This is a genomic window from Chitinophaga rhizophila (assembly GCF_019492185.1).
In the GTDB taxonomy this organism is placed as follows: domain Bacteria; phylum Bacteroidota; class Bacteroidia; order Chitinophagales; family Chitinophagaceae; genus Chitinophaga; species Chitinophaga rhizophila.
Window position 1 is genome coordinate 386,736 of the sequence record NZ_JAICCF010000004.1, and the last position, 23,517, is coordinate 410,252.

Annotated in this window: 12 protein-coding genes; 7 read left to right on the forward strand and 5 right to left on the reverse strand. The window is 45.0% G+C overall.

The window, feature by feature from the left end; genetic code table 11:
* The first annotated feature begins 25 nt into the window (after positions 1-25).
* Entirely contained in the window at positions 26-388 is a 363-nt protein-coding gene (locus K1Y79_RS21630) for a DUF1304 domain-containing protein (RefSeq protein ID WP_220252281.1), read from the forward strand.
* A 130-nt stretch (positions 389-518) separates the two neighbouring features.
* On the opposite strand, the gene K1Y79_RS21635 is transcribed toward K1Y79_RS21630, so the two are convergent.
* The gene (locus K1Y79_RS21635; protein ID WP_220252282.1) at positions 519-1,262 is read right to left on the reverse strand and encodes an SDR family NAD(P)-dependent oxidoreductase; all 744 of its coding nucleotides are present in this window, start codon (positions 1,260-1,262) and stop codon (positions 519-521) included.
* A gap of 96 nt (positions 1,263-1,358) precedes the next feature.
* On the opposite strand from K1Y79_RS21635, the gene K1Y79_RS21640 reads away from it, so the two are divergent.
* The 5 genes from K1Y79_RS21640 (at position 1,359) to K1Y79_RS21660 (ending at position 7,169) form a co-directional block, all read left to right on the forward strand.
* Complete coding sequence (locus K1Y79_RS21640; RefSeq protein WP_317197498.1) at positions 1,359-1,715, forward strand: winged helix-turn-helix transcriptional regulator; 357 nt, start codon at positions 1,359-1,361, stop codon at positions 1,713-1,715.
* 43 nt (positions 1,716-1,758) lie between these two features.
* A complete protein-coding gene (locus tag K1Y79_RS21645) occupies positions 1,759-3,084 on the forward strand; it encodes a hemolysin family protein (protein WP_220252283.1) in 1,326 nt (441 codons plus the stop codon).
* 96 nt (positions 3,085-3,180) lie between these two features.
* Positions 3,181-5,697 (forward strand): YfhO family protein, encoded by a 2,517-nt coding sequence (locus K1Y79_RS21650; RefSeq protein WP_220252284.1) that lies wholly within the window; start codon positions 3,181-3,183, stop codon positions 5,695-5,697.
* A gap of 554 nt (positions 5,698-6,251) precedes the next feature.
* Positions 6,252-6,674: a hypothetical protein gene (locus tag K1Y79_RS21655; protein ID WP_220252285.1), complete on the forward strand. Its 423-nt coding sequence runs from the start codon at positions 6,252-6,254 to the stop codon at positions 6,672-6,674.
* Between the two features lie 186 nt (positions 6,675-6,860).
* Complete coding sequence (locus tag K1Y79_RS21660; protein ID WP_220252286.1) at positions 6,861-7,169, forward strand: hypothetical protein; 309 nt, start codon at positions 6,861-6,863, stop codon at positions 7,167-7,169.
* A gap of 111 nt (positions 7,170-7,280) precedes the next feature.
* Here the strand turns inward: K1Y79_RS21660 and K1Y79_RS21665 are convergent, their stop codons facing one another.
* The 4 genes from K1Y79_RS21665 to K1Y79_RS21680 form a co-directional block, all read right to left on the reverse strand.
* Positions 7,281-9,047, reverse strand: coding sequence for a hypothetical protein (locus K1Y79_RS21665; protein ID WP_220252287.1), 1,767 nt, complete (start codon positions 9,045-9,047; stop codon positions 7,281-7,283).
* Positions 9,048-9,504: 457 nt separating this feature from the next.
* Positions 9,505-10,479, reverse strand: coding sequence for a sugar phosphate isomerase/epimerase family protein (locus K1Y79_RS21670; RefSeq protein WP_220252288.1), 975 nt, complete (start codon positions 10,477-10,479; stop codon positions 9,505-9,507).
* A gap of 185 nt (positions 10,480-10,664) precedes the next feature.
* Positions 10,665-11,795, reverse strand: a complete 1,131-nt coding sequence (porV, locus tag K1Y79_RS21675) for a type IX secretion system outer membrane channel protein PorV (RefSeq protein WP_220252289.1) — start codon at positions 11,793-11,795, stop codon at positions 10,665-10,667.
* A gap of 49 nt (positions 11,796-11,844) precedes the next feature.
* Entirely contained in the window at positions 11,845-22,557 is a 10,713-nt protein-coding gene (locus tag K1Y79_RS21680) for an Ig-like domain-containing protein (RefSeq protein WP_220252290.1), read from the reverse strand.
* 250 nt (positions 22,558-22,807) lie between these two features.
* On the opposite strand from K1Y79_RS21680, the gene K1Y79_RS21685 reads away from it, so the two are divergent.
* The gene (locus K1Y79_RS21685; protein ID WP_220252291.1) at positions 22,808-23,434 is read left to right on the forward strand and encodes a response regulator; all 627 of its coding nucleotides are present in this window, start codon (positions 22,808-22,810) and stop codon (positions 23,432-23,434) included.
* The last annotated feature ends 83 nt before the right edge of the window (positions 23,435-23,517 follow it).

Sequence of the window (23,517 nt, forward strand, 5' to 3'; positions counted from 1 at the left end):
AACCTATCCAAAATTACTATTTATTATGTTGCTCTTAGTTAAAATTCTCATTGGTATCATTGCATTTGAGCATCTATATATCTTATGGCTCGAAATGTTTGCCTGGACAACGAGAGCTCCGAAAGTATTCAGGAACCTTCCTGCCCATCTGTTTGAGCCCACCAAAACACTGGCAGGTAACCAGGGATTATATAACGGGTTCCTGGCAGCAGGGCTGATATGGTCATTATTTATAGCAGATGGAAGCTGGTCTTTGCATGTGGCAACATTCTTCCTGGGATGTGTGGCGGTAGCCGGCATTTATGGAGGGTTGACCGCTGGCAGAAAGATTTTTTTCGTGCAGGCATTACCAGCTTTGGTTACCCTGCTGTTGATCGTACTGATTTAATATAAGAACATCAAAAATTGACAACTGAACAGTGAAATGTCCGCTATGCAGCTGAAAGAAGGAGTTTCTACGTCTCGTTTTAGATAAAACGGTGAGGTGTTCAATTGTTAATTGTCAGCGTTGGATCACATTAAGCATTTGATCCACCATCAATTGTTATTGCGGCTCCCGTTATAAAACGGCTTTCCTTGCCTGCAAGAAAATTTACGAGGCTGGCAATATCATCTGTACTACCGTAATGAGACAGGGCAAGTCTGGCTAACTGCGCCTGTGCATAGGGACCATCCGCAGGATTCATGTCTGTATCGACAGGACCAGGTTGTATCAGATTTACTGTGATATCTCTGGGTCCCAGATCCCTTGCCATCCCCTTGGTCATACCGATCAGAGAAGACTTACTCATACTATACAGAATTGCGCCCTGACCAGCTACATGATCAGCCATATTGCTACCAATACTGATAATGCGGGACCCTGTTTTCATGTACCTGGCAGCAGTAATCGCGGCTATATACACAGCCTTCACGTTAATGTCCATTACACGGTCATAGTCATCGGCCGACTGCTCGCCAACTGGCGGCTCACCGTAGATACCCGCATTATTGACCAGAATATCGATACCACCCAGGCGGGCAACGGTATCTTCAACAGCCTGCGCTACAGCAAGGTGGGATGCGCTATCAGCAGCGATAGCAATGACCTTTTGCCCCGTGTTTGTAGCTACGGCAGCTGCTAGTTCCTGTGCACGGGCAGCAGAACTAACATAAGTAAATGCGACATCAGCACCAGCAGCAGCCAGGCGTTTTACGATAGCAGCGCCCATACCACGGCTACCACCTGTAACGAGTGCGACCTTGTTTTCAAGATGTTTCATAATAAGTATTTTTCTTAATTGTTTGTAAAAGTAACGCCGTATCTGTAATTTTACAGGTACTGACAAGATTATTAAGTACTGACAAAAATGTAAGTAATGAGAAAGGAAAGCTCAACTAATACCTTGAACAGGAATAAGATACACGTAAATTGCGGTATGGCGTATACGCTTGATCTGATAGGTGGCAGGTGGAAACCCAGTATCCTTTGGGCGCTGCTGGATGGCAAATTGCGGTATAGTGAGTTAAAGAAGAATATTCCTGAAGTATCAGAGCGTATACTGGTATTACAGCTGAGAGAACTGGAAAAAGACGGACTGATTAAAAGGAAAGTGTATGCGGAAGTACCTCCGCGGGTGGAGTATGAACTGACGAATGACGGGCAATCTATGAAGCCAATGTTGCAATGTATTTCTGATTGGGGAGAACAACATAGGCCTGACAAGAAAAATTAGTACTATCTTAAGATACTTTAGTTTAAAATAAGACACATCATACATGACGTTAGACATATTTTTCACCATCTTTCTGGTGCTGCTGAACGGATTTTTTGTGGCAGCAGAGTTTGCGATTGTTAAAGTCCGTGCCTCGCAGATTGAAGTGAACACAGGCCGGAGTAAGGCGGTCTCACAAGTGGCCAAGAGCATAGTCAACAACCTCGACGGCTATCTTGCGGCCACACAGCTTGGTATTACACTTGCCTCCCTGGGTTTGGGTTGGGTTGGTGAGAAGGTAATGACCACATTTATTCTAAACGTCTTTCATTCGCTGAATTTCAATCTGGCCGAAGACGTTGCCCATAAGATTGCTATTCCGATAGCCTTCCTGGGTATTACCATTCTGCATATTGTGTTTGGTGAGCTGGCTCCAAAGTCACTGGCTATCCGCAAGCCGGTTCCTACCACCTTTACTGTAGCACTGCCCCTCAAGTTATTTTATGTAGTGTTCCGTCCTTTCATCTGGATACTGAATGGCTTTGCCAACGTCATCCTCCGGATGGTCGGTATTCGTCCTGTACATGAGCATGAAGATATTCATACAGAAGAAGAACTGCGTGTGATCATTGCAGAGAGCCATCAGGGTGGCGTTATTGAAGAAACAGAAAAGGCGCTTATACAGAACGTATTTAACCTGGGAGATCGCCATGTATCTGCATTGATGACCCCTCGTAATGAAATAGTATGGCTCGACGTGGATGACGAACCTGAAGTTAATAAAGCAAAGATCCTCCATCAGAAACATACCGTATACCCTATTGGTAAAGGCGATCTGGACCATACCACTGGTTTCGTATATTCTAAAGATCTGCTGAGCGACAACTTCAATGGTGCTATCAACAACCTGGAGGGAATCAGCCGTAAATTACTGGTGGTGACCGTGCATAACCGTACATATCAACTACTGGAGCTGTTCAAGCGTGAACGCATCTACCAAGCGATGGTAGTGGATGAGTTTGGGTCAATCAAAGGCCTGGTAACCATTAATGACATTGTAGACGCCCTGGTAGGTAATATCTCTGAGACAAATGAATTTGAGTATGAGGTCATCCGCAATGAAGATGGCAGTATCTTGGTAGACGGTCAGTTACCGTTTGTTGAATTTCTGGAGATGATGGGAATTGATGCAGATCCGCAGAAGGTAAACACCAATTTCGTTACTTTGGGAGGATTTATTCTCGATAGAATGGGTAAAATACCGGAAGCAGGAGAAAGCACCAACTGGCGTAATCTTAAACTGGAAGTGATCAAAATGGATCAACACCGGATTGCAAAGGTGCATATCTGTAACTTCGATAAAGATAAAGACAAGGATGATGATAAATAATATCATCTCTTACATAACCGGGAGCACTATAATAGTTTAGTGCTCCTTTTTTATTCCCGGAAATTCTCACTAGTATACTAACCACAATACTATTAAATGATCAACAAACTCAAGTCTGTACTTCCTCACTTCGCAGCGATACTGGCATTGCTGCTATTGTCGATATTGTATTGCCGTCCGGCCATGAATGGAAAGATACTCAGCCAAAGCGACAATGTACAATGGCAGGGTATGGCAAAAGAAGCCATGGACTATAAACAGGCGCATGGTATTACCCCCCTGTGGACGACCAGCATGTTTGGAGGGATGCCAACTTACCAGATTGCGATGGAAACTCCTTATAAGTTTGCCAACTATATTCCGGCCGTACTTACACTTGGATTACCTAAGCCGGTAAATGTGCTGTTTTTATCAGCGATTTGTTTTTACCTGCTATGTGTGACGCTGGGAGCTAATCCCTGGATTGGTTTTCTGGGAGCAGTTGCATATACTTATGCCAGCTACAGCCCGATTATTATTGTGACCGGTCATGAGACCAAGATGCTAGCTTTGGCGTATATGCCGGCAGTAATTGCAGGTCTGATACTCATTATCCGTCAGCGTTATGTGCTGGGTACAGGTATAATGGCGATGGCACTGACTTACCTGATCGCAGCCAACCACCTGCAGATGACCTACTACTTCTTTCTGATACTTGGTGTTGTCGGGATCGCATATGCGATATATTGTATAAGAGAAAGGCTGTTCAGACACCTGATTATCAGCGGCTTACTTGTCTTATTTGCAATAGCGCTTGGCGTAGGGTCAAATGCAGTCAGTCTTTGGACAACGTATGAATACTCCAAAGAGAGTACCCGCGGCGGTGCATCAGAACTGACGCCGTTACCAGGAGCAGCCCAAGATAAACCACAGGGCGGACTGGAAAGGAATTATGCTTTCCGTTGGAGTTATGGCAAATTTGAGACATTCACCTTATTAGTACCTGATATCTATGGCGGGAGTTCTTCGGGGTCGTTAACGAAAAACTCTGAAACTTACAAAAAGCTTTCAGCAATGGGGGTTCCAGAAAATCAGGCAGAACAGCTGATCCAACGTTGGAATCTGTATTGGGGAAATCAGTCAGAACTCGGCACTTCCGGTCCCGTGTATCTGGGTATCGTCGTTTGCATACTGGCACTATTGGGATTATTTATTATACGATCCTGGCATAAATGGTGGTTACTGGCCATTAGCGTACTGGGTATTGTACTGGCATGGGGCAGCAACTTTGCAGCATTTAATTACTTCATGTTTGACTATTTCCCCTTATACAATAAGTTTCGTGCCCCGTCACAGGCGCTTATTATTCCACAATTCTCCTTTGCATTACTGGCGGTACTAGCCTTGCAGGAACTAGTGAGTGGCAAGTTATCTAAAGAAGAAATAAAGAAAAAGCTCCAATGGACAGGTATTGCTATTACCGGTTTGCTGCTGATTATCTATGCAGCGTCTTTTAGTGCTAACTATACCAATGCCACGCATGACCCGCAACGTCCCGGTGGCGATGATTTGTTTCAATCTGAATTGACAAGGATGCTCCAGGGAAATACACAACTGGTGGGAGAATTGATGAGCGCCTTATATGCAGATCGAGAAGAGCTGTATCATAGTGATGCATATAGGGCATTGTTTTTTACCGGACTGGTTTTACTGATATTATGGCTGTTCTACAAGGGCAGGATTAACAGGACCTGGATGCTGGCTGGAGTGACGGTGTTGGCTGTAATAGATCTGCTGCAGGTCGATACGCGCTATCTTAATAGTGACAGCTTTATGGACGAAGCCAATTATAGCAGACCATTTCAGGCGTCGGCGGCCGACCAGCAGATTTTACAGGATAGGGACCCGCATTACAGGGTGTTTAATCTGACAGCAAAACCTTTTGATGATGCGATGACCTCCTATTTTCATAAGAGTGTGGGTGGCTATCATGCGGCAAAGCTGCAACTATATGCTGATCTTATTGAAAGGCAAATCAGCAGAAACAACCTTCAGGTGCTCAATATGCTTAATACAAAATATGTAATTGTGCCTGGAGCAGATGGACAACCAGTAGCACAGCGGAATCCTGAAGCATTGGGTAATGCGTGGTTTGTAAAGCATATAGTATGGGTCAAGAATGCGGATGAGGAGATGGCCATGCTGGATCATATGAACACGAGGGATTCTGTGGTCATTGATGAGCGTTACAGGGAGATTGTAAAGAGTATGACAATGTATGACAGTACAGGCAAGATTAGTCTGGCAGCAAATAATCTGAATGAGATCAGTTATATTTCTAATTCAGGGACGGATCAGTTTGCGGTATTCTCAGAAGTGTATTATAGACAGGGGTGGAAGGCATATATTGATGGGAAGGAAATGCCTTATTGCAGGGTGAATTATGTTTTACGTGGGATGATGGTACCAGCGGGCACGCATACTATTTTGTTCAGGTTTGAACCGAAGGCTTACTATGCTGGTATTACGTTATCGATGTCCAGCTACATTTTGATGCTGTTACTTCTGGCTGGAGGCGTCTTATTAAACATCCGAATGAACAAAATGAATGATACAAAAGAAAAAACTGTTTGATAAATTTGCCTCATCGTAACACAAAAAAGCTTGCTAGATTGACATTTAGAGATATGCAGGCACTCGCTTTTTGAGAAAGTCAAAGCGCAGATCGTATACGTTAAACGGATCAATTTCAGGAATATCTCTGTTTATTTAAATGGTAAACAGAGATATTCTTTCAATACAAATATTGATCATTTCAAGAATTTCTACCAGCCATCTATAAAAGACATGTATGAAAAGGTTAAAGATTAAAAATGCCAGAGAACGACTGTTCAGATTTCTTTCCGGCACTATTAAAGAATGCCTGACTGCGGATAAGCACTAATGGCAAAAGGGACAATGAAACCAACCATGTCCTGCACTACACATGTTTGTACTCCTACCCATTAATAGATAGCTGCAAAACACTGCTCGCAGCTACATTCATATAAACAACTCAATTGTACATAATTCCGTTTGGATTGAACACGGGAATGAGATAACTATGTCCATTTCACTGACTTTCAATTCAACCAGACGATTTATTGGCGTATTAGTTCAATCGAAAATTACAATACTAAAAAACAGTTATGAAAGGGCGTAAATTCCAAAAAAACCTGACAGCACTCCTAATCAGTAAATTTGAGGAGATAGATGTAACAATAAGTAGCCTGTTGCTCGGCTTTAAAAAATTGTCTGAGGAGATTATTGTCCATGAATCCCGTATTTCCAGGCTGGAAAGTGCTATGGAAGATGTCAGAAAGGAGCTGACACTTACTCAGTCGGGATTAGCCGGAACCATGATCAAAGCCCATAAGTTGAAAAGGCAGCTTCGGCATACTAACAGCAAATTTGACCACATTTATGCAAAAGTAATTGTCTGGAGAAATGACGTGCTAGAATTGCAAAAGCAACTTGCTGCATTGAGAGAAAATGATACCAATAATGCGCAGGAGAAAGAGGCATCTCCGACTGATGCTCCCGGAACAGTAACAGGAAACATCGCGGCCTAGGTAAGTGATGTGCGCGGCAAAGATGATAATGTATAAGCCTGTTACGCCCGTTTTAGTACACAGGTTATATACTTAGCTGGCTAAGCAATGGTTCATTGCGGGTGGTTCAAAAATGTTTGCTGAGGATAAAGGTGTCAAGCGACTCGCATGTGTGGTAATAATTGAAAATGTATTTTAATGGCTGATATGTTCAACGAAAACTTAGACTTATTGATTTCCCGGATTTCCGGATTTGAGACGATGGTAAGCAATGGCTTTAAAACAATGGATGAAAGAATGACAACTATGGAAGCGAAACTGATTGGTATAGGGAATAAGGTTAACGGTATCGAATCCAGGCTGATTGACATTGAACAGAAACAGATCGCTTTAGACATTCAAATGGAAAGTCGCTTTTATGCACTGGAAGTACTAATTGATAAAAGCACTGATCCGTTGACTGTGAGAAGTAAACAGCCAGGTAGAGGTCTATCGAGGGGTCGGGGTAAGGTGTAACCGGCATGATGATTTGTGTGGGTGTTAGCAGAGAAGCGTCCGTCATCTATGGACGCTTCTCTTAATAAACATTACGTTGTCATATACCGAACGTCTGTAACAGGGTCTTGCCTATTTACCCCATACTGCACTAAAACGTTCATTGTCATCGTAGTTCTGCACTTTTAACAAGCGTAGGCCCTGAGCCGAGAACTGATCAAATCTTGATTGGTAGTCTGTAGATGTCAAACCATAATAGGCCGCATAATTGCTCTTCTTAGGACGCCATACACCACCCACCTTGTTGCCATTTACACAGATACTTCTTAGTTCCCAATTAGGATAAAGCTCATTGAATTTATTATTGAAATCAGCAGCGTTCATGCCATAATAAAGGTAGAAACCATTATCGTTTGGCTTGTTGACGAATACAGCAGCATGCATCCTTTTTCCATTCACTGTATAGTCAACATGCTCTTGTACATGCCACTTCTTAGACGTTACATACGTCTTCCAGGCATTATCAAAGGTTGCATCGTCCGCATTGTGAATAGAATAAGCGGATTGTCCAACAGGGTTTTTCTCCCATATAACCGAGAAACGTGGATTGCCGCTGCCATCTTTGGTAACAGAGATCTGGCGTGGACGCATACCCTTGGCATTGTAAGTGTTGAAGTAGTTCTGGTAAGTAGCACCGGCCATATAAAAATGAGTATACCACTCACCTGACAGGCCCCACTGGAAAGAACCGGCAGCATATAGATCGCTGCCTTTGCGGTCAACACTAACTGTCTGGAGTGCCATGCCCATTCCGGTATAATATGACCAGTACTTAGTTACAATATCAAGTGGCACATTATGAAAACTTGGATAAAAAGGCGCAAACAGTCGGGCATATGGAGTAGCCGCACCAAGATCATAACAGCTTACGCCATTGTGGTTGTATGTACCATAGGGATCTACATTTATCCACTTACCGGCATATCCCGGCCGGGTATCCTGTACGCTTACTTCAAAATGCAGATGTACGTTGAAAGAGCGCGTATCAGGATTCTTCATGGTACCATCATCTTTGAGAATCACACTGATGCCACCGGAACCAGTATTACCTGCGTATGCCAGAAACTGACCAGCCTGCACAAAGTCATTCTTCTTTACTTTAATAGTCTGGCTATTTGTTCCCCAGCATAACTTACTGGTGGTACCATTTGTAGCAAAGGCTTTGTATTTGTCAGAAGGTGAGTTCTTCGCTAATCCACGGTCATTATCATAACCGTTACGAAGATGCAAATAACGGCTGCGATATTTGAATCCATCAGGCGCTGTATGCTCAATAACGATGATGTTTCCACCGCTATTAGACCAATATACATCTATGACTTTGCCTGCTGCAATAGCGTAAATGCCAAAAGTAGGGTCTTCATTAGCCGCTACCGATGATTTACCGTAGTCAATTGCCCTATGGGGGTCTTTTGCTCCGTTATTATCATCATCCCAGCTGTAATAAAAGCCTTGCCATAAAGCAACACTGCCGCTTTTGTAGGGAAAGTATAATGGCATGTGTGCTTTGACACTACTATAAACAGGATCCAGACCATCCTCAACCACAGGAGGTGCACAGCTGCCACTACGGAACTTGGTAAGACCTGGCGCATCAGTTTCAGTAAAGATGACCTGTTTAGGTGCTATGAATTTCCTGGAAGGAGCGATTGTTCTAAGACGGCCCGTGGCTGGTTTATTACTGATCTCGTCTCCATCCGGCCCGCGCTCGATAGACATAACGGGCTTTTGAATGCTCCTATATAGTAATTCAGGAACTTCCTTCTCTTCTTGTTGAGGGTCCTGCGCGAATGACTGCATACATAAAAGTACAGCGGCAGCAGATAAGATAAATCTCATACAATGTTCAATTTTTGGGGTTAAATATTTATGGAGGCAAAGTAAAAACATTCAGCAGGCTAAGAAAAACGCCATTTACTATCTGGTTAGAATTAGCGTGTAAATGGCAACCTGTGGAAAATAAAAGGCGGAAAACGTTTATTGGGTAAGGGTTTGCGGGAATTACGCACTTCGGAAAATACGTATAAATTAAGTAACACTACAGTCCTGAAGGAAGAAATATGGTACTATTAGTGGATTTGTTAGTGAAGCCTATTTCATCAGATGCAACGTCATATTAACGACTAGACCTTCATTTAACCAGCACGTAAAAAACAACAACGAGGGGATGTCAATATTTACAGACCCCTCGTTGTTATTTCACATCTGTCAGAAACAGGTATTACCTTATGCCAGCATAAGAACAATGGAAGATATTTGTTCAGGTATTTGCTCTTATGACAGGGTTGACTTCTTGTTATTTCCTGAGTAAGTTACTTTTTACGTAACCGTAGCTCGTTTTAATACTTTCAAATGGATCAATGGAGATCTGGTCCTGTTCAACAAAGGCATACTTAAGACCAGCAACGCTGGCGTTAGCAAAAAGTTCCTTGAAGTTAACAGCACCAGTACCGACTTCCGCAAATTTCACCTTAGGTAGTATTTCCATAGACGTTTTTTTGTCATTATCACCACCAACGATCTTTTCCTGGGTGCCTTTGTCAATATCTTTTACATGCCACATAGAAAAGCGTCCCGGGTGTTGCTTAAACAATGCTACCGGGTCAATACCTGATTTAATTGCCCAGAAAAGGTCCAACTCAAATGTCACCAATGAAGGATCTGTACCCTTAAGCATGATTTCATATCCGGTAGTATTTACGTCCGGCTGTTGCTTAAATTCCCAGAAATGATTATGATAACCTACCCGCATGCCTAGTTTCCGCGCCTCCTCTCCTGCTTTGTTCAATTGATCTGCGATGAACTTATAGTCATCAGTAGCCAGTTTATCCCACAGCTGCAATGGCGGTATAGGAACTATCAGATATTGTTGGCCCAGCTCATGAGCAATCTCCAGCTGCACCTTCAGGGCTTCATCATTCCCGTTACCTCGCGTCAGGAAGTCATTGAGCTGATAGTGTCCGCTGTGGGTTGCCAGACGGTATTCTTTGAGCAATGCTTTTAGTCCTTTAGGATCGAGCCCCCAGAACTGGTCTTTCTGACCACGCTCCTTGTAACCGTAGAAGGTTTCTACATGGTTATAACCTATCTCCGCAACTTTACGGATAGTGCCTTTCACATCTTTTGCCAGTTGATCCCTTAGGGTGTACAACTGTATTCCGATTTTGTTCACTGTATTTTCCCGGCTTCTGCTGAAAATACCTGTTGGATTGACCATTAATCCGGCTGCTAATAAGCCAGCCTGCTGCATAAAAATTCTCCTTGAGCTCATGTTGTTTATATTTAACGTGGCATGGTACGGAAATGAAAATACAAAAAAATCGGGAGTATATCAGCTATTCCCGGTTTCAACTGGACGGCTAAACAATCAACCTGTATTTCATCCGTAAACAAAAAGGCCCGCCGGGCGGCGGACCTCCTGATAGGTATAGGTATATATAGGATAGATAGTCAAAGTTATTCCCAGGGCAGGTCAATTGTCGCGCCAAACCGTAGGGTATTAGACAACGGACTACGATTGAAGCCATTGCCGGATGGTACAATATAGGCAATGTTGATCATGGCCATGCCATATTTATAGCCCAGGCCTGTAGTGATGTACTTGCGGTCTCCATGGGATTTGTCTTCCCAGAAGTAACCAGCTCTCACGAAAAAGCGGTCTTCAAAGCTATATTCACCTCCGAGTGACACCTGGAAGGACTTAAATCCACCATTGGCGCTGCTGAATGATTTGAACCAGCTTTTAACAACGCTATAGTCGTAGTAGGATGCAAGGCCCAGAGAATCACCCGGTACTACTGGAGTAAGCTGCTTATTCAACTCCATGCCAAATGTAAAATGATGCCCTTCTTCCATAGGAAGTCTGTAGGCGACGCCCGCTCCAAGGTTGGAAGGTAGATATTCTTTGGCCGCACTGTTGTTACTATAATTTACGCGGGAGCCCAGATTTGTGATCGCAGCTCCGGCAGTCAGCCCTTTGCCGTATTCGTCCACTTTGTTATATGTCATCGAAATATCTACGCCAAAGGCATTACCAGCTTTATAGTTAACGCCTGAATTGTTAGCATTACCAGAAGCGAGTTTAGAATAAATGTAACGGGCAGTCAGTCCGAGACTAAAATGCTCGCCTAGCTTACGCGTATAGCCGCCCTCCAGGGAAAGTTCCCGCGGACTGGAACTACCAAGGCGATTGCCATAAGCATCTGCAAACTGGATATTACCCAGGTTGAAATAGCGCAATGCACCACCTATAGCCTGATTGTCGTCCAGCTGCTGGTATCCGCTGACAGTAGCAAGGTAGATCTTGTTACTGATTTCCCTTAACCAAGGCACATACGATACTGCCAAACCCGCCGGAGCTTCTGCAAAGGCTACTTTAGATAGGTTGTAAAATGGTGAATTGGCGTCTGCCTGCGTAGCTAAGCCCATCTCTCCCATTCCACCGGCACGGGCATCTGGCGACACTCTTAGGAACGGTGCTGCCGATGTAGCTACATTCAGCGTCTTATCCTGCGCACATACCAGTATTGGAAGACCGGCAGCCAATAATAAAGCCAGTGTCGCAGATCGGAAACAGAAACGTATCATCTCATTCTTTTTGTATAGCCCCGGTCTCATCGACCGGGGCTATTGGTGTTTATCTTGCTATTACAATTGTGGTATTCAGAACCTTATCTCTTAACCTAACTTGCAGAACGTAGGTACCGGATGGTACTCTTTGAGTGCTGATAGTCATCAGATTATTCTTTACAACGCCGGTCTGTTGCAATACCACCTGGCCGACCATACTTGTCAACGTCACATTGACATTTCCGTCATCCACACCTCCAAAGCGTACATTTACGATATCTGTAGCTGGCAGCGGGAATACCATGTCTATGTTGGACCCGAACTTCACGCGCATTGCCAGTGAACTGGAAACACGGTTACCGTTGCCTGCAAGGTCAGTTACATGATCTGCAGGGAGGTTTACCTGCAGAATGCCTTCTATATCAGGTGCAATTACTACGGCGTAAGAGCTTGGCGACAACTGTTTGAACTGTGTGACTTTACCTCCTACGATATTGATATCCTCTGACTCAAACCCGATTATGTCTTCCGTAAAGGTGAACATAAAGGTCACCGGGCCAGAAAGTGGTTCAGCGCTCAAAGTGAAAAGGGACACTTCTGGTCTGGTGAGATCCACAGTCATAACTACCTGCGCACTGTGCCCACTTTCATTATTCTGCACATCTGAGGCAGTTACGGTAATGTAATGATCTCCTTCCGTCAACGGAGGGGTGTATGTATAAGACCACTCTCCGTTGCCTCTCACATTCGCAGATCCTATGGCTTTACCGTCAGTATAAATGATAATCATAGTACCTGGCTCGCCATGACCAGTAATAGTCGGTTCGGCAGTATTTACCAATCCGGGAATATTAATACCCGGCAGGATTGGCGGCGCTGGTACTTCCGGAGCAATGACATCAACTGCAAATATCAATGGCGTACCTGGCAAACTTATATTGCCAGCTGCATCACTAGCCGTAGCACTTACCTGGTGGCTACCCTGGGACAATCCCGGGCTGGTAAAAGTGTAAGTATATTTTCCGTCAGCAGCTGCCACAACAGTACCCATAAATTTACCATCAGCATAGATAGCGACAGTACTATTTGGTTCGGCTACTCCAGCGACAATCGGCTTAGTAGTATTAATAACACCCTTGTAGGCTGGAGTAACCAGTTCTATAGTTGGCGCATCCGGTGCTTTCGTATCAACAATAATATTCAGTGTCGTTGACGGTCTGCTGGTATTACCGGCAGCATCCGTGGACGTAGCCGTAACATTATATTCACCATCTGCAAGTGCAGGAGTGATTGTATAACTATAATCACCATTGCCGTCTGCTGTTACGGTACCGGCAACTTTTCCATCCACATAGATAGTTACAGTACTATTAGGTTCTGCCTTACCCGTCAAGGCCGGCGTAGTGTTATTAGTCGGTTGCTTGCCAGTAGTGAGCGTCGGAGGCTGTGGTGCCTGTGTATCGATAACAATTACTAATGCAGGGCTTATTCCACTGGTGTTTCCCGCAGCATCCGTAGCCGTTACGGTGATATTGTGTTTTCCATCTGCCAATGCTGGTGTGAACGTGTAAGTATACTCACCCTTACTATCTGCTTTAACATTACCAACAGCTTTTCCATCTACATATATGGTTACGGTACTATTAGGTTCCGCTTTTCCTGTAATAGAAGGAGTTGCATCATTGGTAAGACCATTCTGGCTACCGACCAGCTCCGGCGCAGCGGGTGTAGCCGGTGCACTTGCATCAATGGTAATGTTTAATGCCGGACTCTGTGCACTGATGTTACCTGCAATGTCTGTAGCTGTAACCGTTATAGCATAATCAGCGTCAGGTAATGCCGGATTAAATGTATAAGTATAATTACCGGTAGCACCTGCAGTCGTTGTGCCTATGCTATTTCCATTCAGGTAGATGGTCACTTTGCTGTTTGCCTCTGCGATACCTTTAATAGATGGTGTCGGATCATTAATCAGTCCACCAGGTCTACCATCAGCAAGTACAGGCGCTGGCGGTGTTGCCGGAGCATTTGTGATGACTGTGATCGGTAACACATTACTCTTGACACTTGTATTACCAGCAGCGTCTGTAGCAGTAGCAGTAACATTGTGCGTCCCATCAGGAAGAGAAGGGCTGAATGTATATGTATAGTCCCCACTGGCATTAACAGGCGCTGTACCCACTGGTGAATCGCCGTTATAGATGGTGACAGTACTATTAGGTTCTGCCTTACCGGTGATAACAGGCGTATGATCATTTGTTGGATTCTTCGCTGTAGTCACGGTCGGAGCCACAGGTGCCTGCGTATCTATTGTGATGTTCAACGGTGTGCTGGCCGGACTGGTATTACCACTGGCATCAGTAGCAGTAGCTGTTACCGTATGAGGGCCGTCCGTCAGTGCAAGATTAAACGTATAACTATAATTGCCATTGGCATCCGCGGTAATTTTTCCTATAGGTGTACCTCCCACTATAATAGTCACCGTGCTATTCGCTTCCGCTGTACCTGTTACTGTAGGCGTATTATCATTCGTAGGATTCTTCGCTGTTGTTAATGTTGGTGCTAACGGAGCATCCGTATCAATCACCAGATTTAACGTAGTACTTGGCGCACTGGTATTACCAGCAGCATCTGTTGCAGTAGCAGTAACAGCATGTGTACCGTCTGACAATGCTGTAGGCATGGCAAATGTATAAGTACCGCTTGCATTGGCTGTAGCTGTACCTACTGCTGAACCATCCACAATAATAGTCACTGTGCTATTCGCTTCCGCTGTACCACTCACTGTAGGCGTATTGTCATTCGTAGGATTCTTCGCCGTAGTGATAGTTGGTACTGTAGGCACCTGCGTATCAATCACCAGATTCAAAGTAGTACTTGGCGCACTGGTATTACCGGCAGCATCCGTAGCGGTGGCTGTGATAGCGTGTGTACCATCTGACAATGCTGCAGGCATGGTAAATGTATAATTACCGCTTGCATTGGCTGTAACTGTACCTACTGCAGAACCATCCACAATAATAGTCACTGTGCTATTCGTTTCTGCTGTACCACTCACTGTAGGCGTATTATCGTTCGTAGGATTCTTCGCCGTAGTGATGGTTGGTATTGTAGGTACCTGCGTATCAATCACCAGATTCAAAGTAGTACTTGGCGCACTGGTATTACCGGCAGCATCCGTAGCGGTGGCTGTGATAGCATGTGTACCGTCTGACAATGCTGTAGGCATGGTAAATGTATAATTACCGCTTGCATCCGCTGGTGCGGTACCTACCGCTGAACCATCTACAATAATAGTCACCGTGCTATTCTCTTCCGCTGTACCAGTTACGGTAGGCGCATTATCGTTCGTAGGATTCTTCGCCGTAGTGATGGTTGGTATTGTAGGTACCTGCGTATCAATCACCAGATTCAAAGTAGTACTTGGCGCACTGGTATTACCGGCAGCATCCGTAGCAGTGGCTGTGATAGCATGTGTACCGTCTGACAATGCTGTAGGCATGGTAAATGTATAATTACCACTTGCATCTGCAGCAGCAGTGCCTACCGCTAAACCTCTCACTATAATATTCACGGTGCTATTCGCTTCCGCTGTACCAGTTACGGTAGGTGTATTGTCATTCGTTGGATTCTTCACCGTGGTGATCGTCGGTACTGTAGGTACCTGCGTATCAATCACCAGATTCAAAGTAGTACTTGGCGCACTGGTATTACCGGCAGCATCCGTAGCGGTGGCTGTGATAGCATGTGTACCGTCTGACAATGCTGTAGGCATGGTAAATGTATAATTACCGCTTGCATTGGCTGTAACTGTACCTACTGCTGAACCATCTACAATAATAGTCACCGTGCTATTCGCTTCCGCTGTACCTGTTACGGTAGGTGTATTATCATTCGTAGGATTCTTCGATGTTGTTAATGTTGGCGCTAACGGCACCTGCGTATCAACCACCAGATTCAAAGTAGTACTTGGCGCACTGGTATTACCAGCAGCATCTGTTGCGGTGGCTGTGATAGCGTGTGTCCCGTCTGACAATGCTGTAGGCATGGTAAATGTATAATTACCACTTGCATCCGCTGGTGCGGTACCTACTGACGAACCACCGACTATAATAGTCACCGTGCTATTCGCTTCCGCTGTACCACTCACTATAGGCGTATTATCATTCGTAGGATTCTTCGCCGTGGTGATAGTTGGTACTGTAGGCACCTGCGTATCAACCACCAGATTCAGCGTAGTACTTGGCGCACTGGTATTACCAGCAGCATCCGTAGCAGTAGCGGTAATAGCATGTATACCGTCTGACAATGCTGTAGGCATGGTAAATGTATAAGTACCGCTTGCATTGGCTGTAACTGTACCTACTGCAGAACCATCCACAATAATAGTCACCGTGCTATTCGCTTCCGCTGTACCAGTTACTGTAGGTGTATTATCGTTCGTAGGATTTTTCGCCGTAGTGATAGTTGGTACTGTAGGCACCTGCGTATCAATCACCAGATTTAACGTAGTACTTGGCGCACTGGTATTACCAGCAGCATCTGTTGCAGTAGCTGTGATAGCATGTGTCCCGTCAGACAATGCTGTAGGCATGGTAAATGTATAATTACCACTTGCATTGGCTGGTGCTGTACCCACCGCTGAACCATCTACAATAATAGTCACCGTGCTATTCGCTTCCGCTGTACCTGTTACTGTAGGTGTATTATCATTCGTAGGATTCTTCGCTGTAGTGATAGTTGGTACTGTAGGCACCTGCGTATCAATCACCAGATTTAAAGTAGTACTTGGCGTACTGGTATTACCAGCAGCATCTGTTGCAGTAGCTGTAATAGCATGTGTCCCGTCAGACAATGCCGTAGGCATGGTAAATGTATAATTACCGCTTGCATCCGCTGGTGCTGTACCTACCGATGAACCATCCACAATAATAGTCACCGTACTATTCGCTTCCGCTGTACCAGTTACTGTAGGTGTATTATCGTTCGTAGGATTTTTCGCCGTATTGATAGTCGGTACTGTAGGCACCTGCGTATCAACTACCAGATTCAGCGTAGTACTTGGTGCACTAGTATTACCAGCAGCATCTGTTGCTGTAGCAGTAACAGCATGTGTACCGTCTGACAACGCTACAGGCATGGTAAATGTATAATTGCCGCTCGCATCTGCTGGTGCTGTACCTACAGCTGAGCCATCCACTATAATAATCACAGTACTATTCGCTTCCGCTGTACCAGTTACTGTAGGTGTATTATCGTTCGTAGGATTTTTCGCTGTTGTTAATGTTGGCGCTAACGGCACCTGCGTATCAACCACCAGATTCAGCGTAGTACTTGGCGCACTGGTGTTACCAGCAGCATCTGTTGCTGTAGCAGTAACAGCATGTGTACCGTCTGACAATGCTGTAGGCATGGTAAATGTATAATTACCGCTTGCATTGGCAGTAGCTGTACCTACCGCTGAACCATCCACAATAATAGTCAGTGTGCTATTCGCTTCCGCTGTGCCAGTCACAGTAGGCGTATTATCATTCGTAGGATTCTTCGCCGTGGTGATAGTTGGTACTGTAGGCACCTGCGTATCAATCACCAGATTCAAAGTAGTACTTGGCGCACTGGTATTACCAGCAGCATCTGTTGCGGTGGCTGTGATAGCGTGTGTACCGTCTGACAATGCTGTAGGCATGGTAAATGTATAATTACCGCTTGCATTGGCTGTAACTGTACCTACTGCAGAACCATCCACAATAATAGTCACCGTACTATTCGCTTCCGCTGTACCAGTTACGGTAGGCGTATTATCATTCGTAGGATTCTTCGCAGTGGTGATAGTTGGTACTGTAGGCACCTGCGTATCAATCACCAGATTTAACGTAGTACTTGGCGCACTGGTATTACCAGCAGCATCCGTAGCGGTGGCTGTGATTGCATGTGTACCGTCTGACAATGCTGTAGGCATGTTAAATGTATAAGTACCGCTTGCATTGGCTGTAACTGTACCTACTGCAGAACCATCTACAATAATAGTCACCGTGCTGTTAGCTTCTGCTGTACCAGTCACAGTAGGCGTATTATCATTCGTAGGATTCTTCACCGTGGTGATAGTTGGTACTGTAGGCACCTGCGTATCAACCACCAGATTCAAAGTAGTACTTGGCGCACTGGTATTACCAGCAGCATCCGTAGCAGTAGCGGTAATTGCATGTATACCGTCTGACAATGCCGTAGGCATAGTAAATGTATAATTACCGCTTGCATTGGCTGGTGCTGTACCTATAGCTGAGCCATCTACAATAATAGTTACCGTGCTATTTGCTTCTGCAGTACCAGTCACAGTAGGCGTATTATCATTCGTAGGATTGTTCGTCGTAGTGATAGTTGGTGCTGTAGGCACCTGCGTATCAATCACCAGATTTAAAGTAGTACTTGGCGTACTGGTATTACCAGCAGCATCTGTTGCAGTAGCTGTAATAGCATGTGTCCCGTCAGACAATGCCGTAGGCATGGTAAATGTATAATTACCGCTTGCATCTGCTGGCGCTGTACCTACTGCAGAACCATCTACAATAATAGTCACCGTACTATTCGCTTCCGCTGTACCACTCACTGTAGGCGTATTATCGTTTGTCGGGTTCTTAGCTGTAGTCAGAATCGGAGCCGCCGGAGCTTGTGTATCAACTAACAGATTCAATGTTGCACTGGACGGACCAGTATTACCTGCGGCGTCTGTAGCCGTCGCCCGAATAGTATAATTACCGTCTGCCAAAGCTGTAGGTAGCGTATACGTATAGTTACCACTGCCATCCGCCGCCGCTGTACCCACAGTTACGCCATCTACAATAATGTTCACCGTACTATTCGCTTCTGCTGTACCACTCACTGTAGGTGTATTATCGTTTGTTGGATTCTTAGCTGTCAACAGCGTTGGTGCTGCCGGAGCCTCTGTATCAATCAAAATATTCAGTCGTGCACTTAGCGGACCGGTATTATTTGCTGCATCCGTCGCTCTGGCAGTAATGCTTCTGATACCATCCGCCAGGGATGCAGGGAAAGTAAATGTATATGCACCGGAAGCATTTGCGGTAGTAGTACCTGCTGCCACTCCATCTGCATAGAGTGTCACTGTGCTGTTTGCTTCCGCTGTTCCAATCACCGTCGGCGTATTGTCGTTCGCCGGCGTAGTACGGGATACAACTATTGGCGCTGGTGGCGTCTGTGTATCAACAGTGATATTCAGCACGTTACTACGCGGACTCACATTCCCAGCAGCATCCGTGGCTGTCGCAGATACTGCATATACACCGTCAGCCAGGGTAGTAAAGGTGTAACTGAAGGTACCGCTACTGGTGGCAGTCAATGTACCTGCAACTATTGTTCCACTGTATATGGTTACAGTACTATTCGCTTCTGCTGTCCCGGTTATGGTCGGCGTATTATTATTTGTTACCAGTCTGTCCGTGGTGATAACCGGAGCTGCCGGCGCTGTTGCATCTATCGTCAGCGACAGTGGAGCGCTTGGCACACTCTCATTACCCACGGCATCAGTTGCTGTAGCTGTGATCACATACGTTGCATCTGGCAATGCCGGACTAAAAGTATATGTGAAATTGCCGCTTCCATTAGAGGTAACTGTACCCACAGCTATGCCATCTCTGAAAATGGTTACGCTTGTGTTAGGATCAGTAGCACCTGTAATGGTAGGCGTATTGTCACCTGTCAGTATTGCTGTGCCGTTAAGCGTTGGTACTGTCGGAGGTTGCGTATCGACAGTAAAATTCAGTACCGGACTACGCGCACTGGTATTACCCGCGGCATCTGTTGCTGTCACACTAACTGTATATGGCGCGTCTGCCAGTGTAGGGAAAGTGAACGTGTAGTTACCTGACGCATCTGCACTCGTAGTTCCGGCAATAGTGTTACCATTATATACAGTCACGGTACTATTTGCCTCCGCGGTTCCCCGGATAGTAGGTGTATTGTCATTAGTTACGTTACCCACGCCCCCTACCAGCGTTGGAGCCGGTGGTCTCGCCGGAGCAGTTACGTCTATTGTTAAAGGAAAGGGATCGCTGCTTACGCTTGTATTGCCAGCAACATCAGTGGCTGTTACTGTTATATTATGGAGTGTAGCACTCATGGTGGGCGCTGTCAATGTCCAGACCCCGGCAGCATTTGTTGTAGCTGTCCCGATCTGAGTGGCTCCATCGTATATGCGCACAAAAGAACCTGGTTCCGCTGAACCTGTCAAATCTGGTGTGACATCATTGGTCGCATTTCCACTACCTGATGCCAGTGCTGGTCTGCCTGGCTTAGCTGGTGCTATCAGGTCTATTGTGACAGTAAATGCAGGACTGGCAGCACTGGTATTACTTCCGGTAGTCGCAGTGGCAGTGAAGGAATATGTTCCATCCGCCAGTGAAGTTCCTGTATAATCAAATGACCAGTTACCAGCCGCATTGACTGTCGCCGTACCAGCTATTGCCCCAATATCAGCTCTGAATAAGCGTATTATCGCAGAAGCCTGACCTGTACCGTTCAGTCGTAAGGTGGGATCATTTGTAATATTATCTGAAGCACTTAACCCGGTATCATCCGTAATAGACACAATAACCGGAGCCGGAGGGGCATTCATTATGACCCTGCTGTAGTCGATATTCAGCACAGGATCAGAAGCATATCCACCATATTCTACCACATAACCCAGGTTGGAGGTGTTAGGAAGGTCATTCCATCTACCCTGGTTGGTAGAGTACAACTGCATATACAATTCGTTTGTACCCTGATAGTTATTAGGTTCGCCGGTATTCCACTTAGTGTAAGCGCCATTTACAGGCACAGGATTATTCAATCCCGTGGAGATCGGCGTACCTTTTTCCGGACCAGTTACCCAGTAGTATGCGCCATAAGCACTATTCTGATTATTAAATACCCTGCTGCCTACTGCATCATTCACCACCTGGTAGTTACATGTACCACCCACCCATCCATCGCTGGATAATTTTGACGTAATAAAGTCATTTTCAATCTGTGCTGTGATGGTTGCCAGGTATCCCTGCAATCCATATAACGTTCTTGCTTCCGCCGCTGCTTTTGCTGCGGTCCAGCTCATTGGAGTGGTAATGTACTCGTAATAATGTGGTTTGGTGCCCACTGTATAACTTACTACGTTACCTAATACAAAACGGATGGTTCTGTTGCCAGTGTTACCACTGCTGGTACTAAAACGAAGCGTACGATAAAAGTTCTGCCAGGCTGTTGCCGGGGCGGTACCAGTAAATACTGCCACACCTGTAGTCGCATTATAATTGCCGGTTACACCCGTTGGCAGTGTACCCCAGGTAATCACATCTCCCACAACGAAGCCAGTATCAATATACACACGGCCATCTTTCACGTTACTAGCTCCCTTCACCAATATCTGATCATCTATAATACTGGCAGTTGTGAATAGTGACTTTTGTGCAATGCCTTTATTAGCGGAGGTAATCTCTGACGCTACACTTGTTGCCGCTCTGGTTGCAAGTGTGAAATAGTCTCCTTTCGTCAGATTCACGCCAGAGATACAAACCCGGTTCACCATAATAGTTACCCCGGTACTGATCACAGTAGCATTACTGAAATCTCCGTCTTTGTCTATCAGTAAGGCAAAGTTACCGGAGTTTGATACGTCAATCCCCAGGCCCGTTAATTCAAAACATATATCGACTGTACCAATATTACCATTCAGGTCAGCTCTCCATACCTGCTGCAATCTCGAAATATGAGACGACGGTGTCTGGGAAGATTGACCGTATCCTGCACGGTCATTGGCAAAGCTTAGTACTACATTATTGTTTGTCTGCGAAGGATTGGTTACAGACAATATTCCGCTGAACGAAGCACTCATATTGTAAGTACCTGAACAGGCAGAAGTACGGATACCTACACCATTAATGTCATTATTAAAAGGAATACCGAGCGTGTAGTTAGATGACATGTCGGTAAAATCCGTAGCATACTTGTTTGCGAGATATATGTTGATCGTTTCAACCTCACAGGCTGTTAACGTTCTATTATAAACAATCAGTTCACTGATATCGCCATTGAAATAATTGTTATCACCATCTAGGCCTATCCTGAAATTAGTCTGACCTCCGGTGTTAGAGGTCTGGTCCGTAAATGCACTTATCAGCTTACCGTTCAGGTAAACTGCAGATCCATTATTTGCGCCGCTGCTATACATCGCGGTTACCAACCTTGTTTCTCCTGCTTTAGCGCCGCCAGGTATGACGACTGCTGTTCCGCCGGTGTTCAGACTGGCATCGGTTGTACCGGTAGCCGCTTTGCTATTGAAGTAACGCTGCTGAGAGCCGCCATTATCATTTCCCCATACTGCCTGTGTGTTACCATCATTTGTACCAGGACGGTATACAGCGAATATAGTCACATCTGCATTGGTCCCTGCCCGGATATCCAGGCCATTGACTGTCATGCCCGAACCTGCGGAAGCAGATGTACGGTTAAAGCGTACAACAGGACGATCATTTGCACCGCCACTATTGAAAATTACGGGGTTAGCGCCTGAGCTGACCGCATTACGACCACTACCTGATTTATCATACCAGGTTGTAAGCGTAGTACCGTAAGCGGGTGCTGTGCCTCCATTCAGTACATCACCGGCATCCAGCCACAACACTGTTCCGGTATTGATACCGGCAGGTCCTGTCTGCGCCCATAAATTAATACTGAAAAAGCAACACAATAGAATGCAGCCCAAGCATTTACGTAGAAATAATTTCATCTGAAAATAATTGGTGAAGTAGTATATGAACGGGATACATTGCCAGGGTTTCCCGGATCATTCATAGGTATTTTATCGTTTGGTGTCAAATGACGGTTTTCACATACAACAAATTTATATACTTGTTTGATTTAATTATTTAGAATAACTTGTAGTAATATGTAGTAGTTTTACTACAAGAATATATGGTAGGATATTACATTCTTTGTTTATTTGACCGTTGTAACGTACTTTTACACAATTGATTGCTATGCCTAATATACTTGTTGTAGATGATCAGGAGGTTGTCCGGTACGGCACGACACTCATCCTGCAGAAGTCAATTGACGATGCGCAGGTTAGTGAGGCAGGCAGTTTTGAGGACACCCTGAAGATACTTTCTACTAAAAAATTTGATCTCGTCATCCTGGACATCGATATGCCAGGAGGAAATAATCACCAGATGCTGGACGTGATTCGTCTGCGCCATCCGGATATCAGAATACTGATATTCTCTAGCTATGATGAGCAGATCTTCGGATGGCGTTATCTCGAAGCTGGTGCTGACGGGTTCCTATCCAAGAAAACAGGCATTGAAGAGATCAAAAATGCAGCTAAGACACTGCTACGGGACGAGAAGTACCTGAGCCCTACCCTTAAGCAAACATTGCTTAACAACTTTACAAATAAAAAGACTGCGACAAATCCCATCCAGCGCTTATCCAGCCGTGAGAACAATATCATGCAGCTGCTGATCAAAGGTTCCAGCGTAGCAGAAATCGCTGATAAACTCAGCCTACAAATTTCTACTGTCAGCACATATAAGAAGAGAATCTTTGAAAAATTACAAGTCTCCAACGTCATTGAAATGATAGAAAAAGTACAGCTCTATTCATAATCACCCTTTGACATTATTAAAAAAAGTTATTATATTGAACCCCTGATTACAACTAAGATCTTTTGAAGTAAGCATTATTAAGC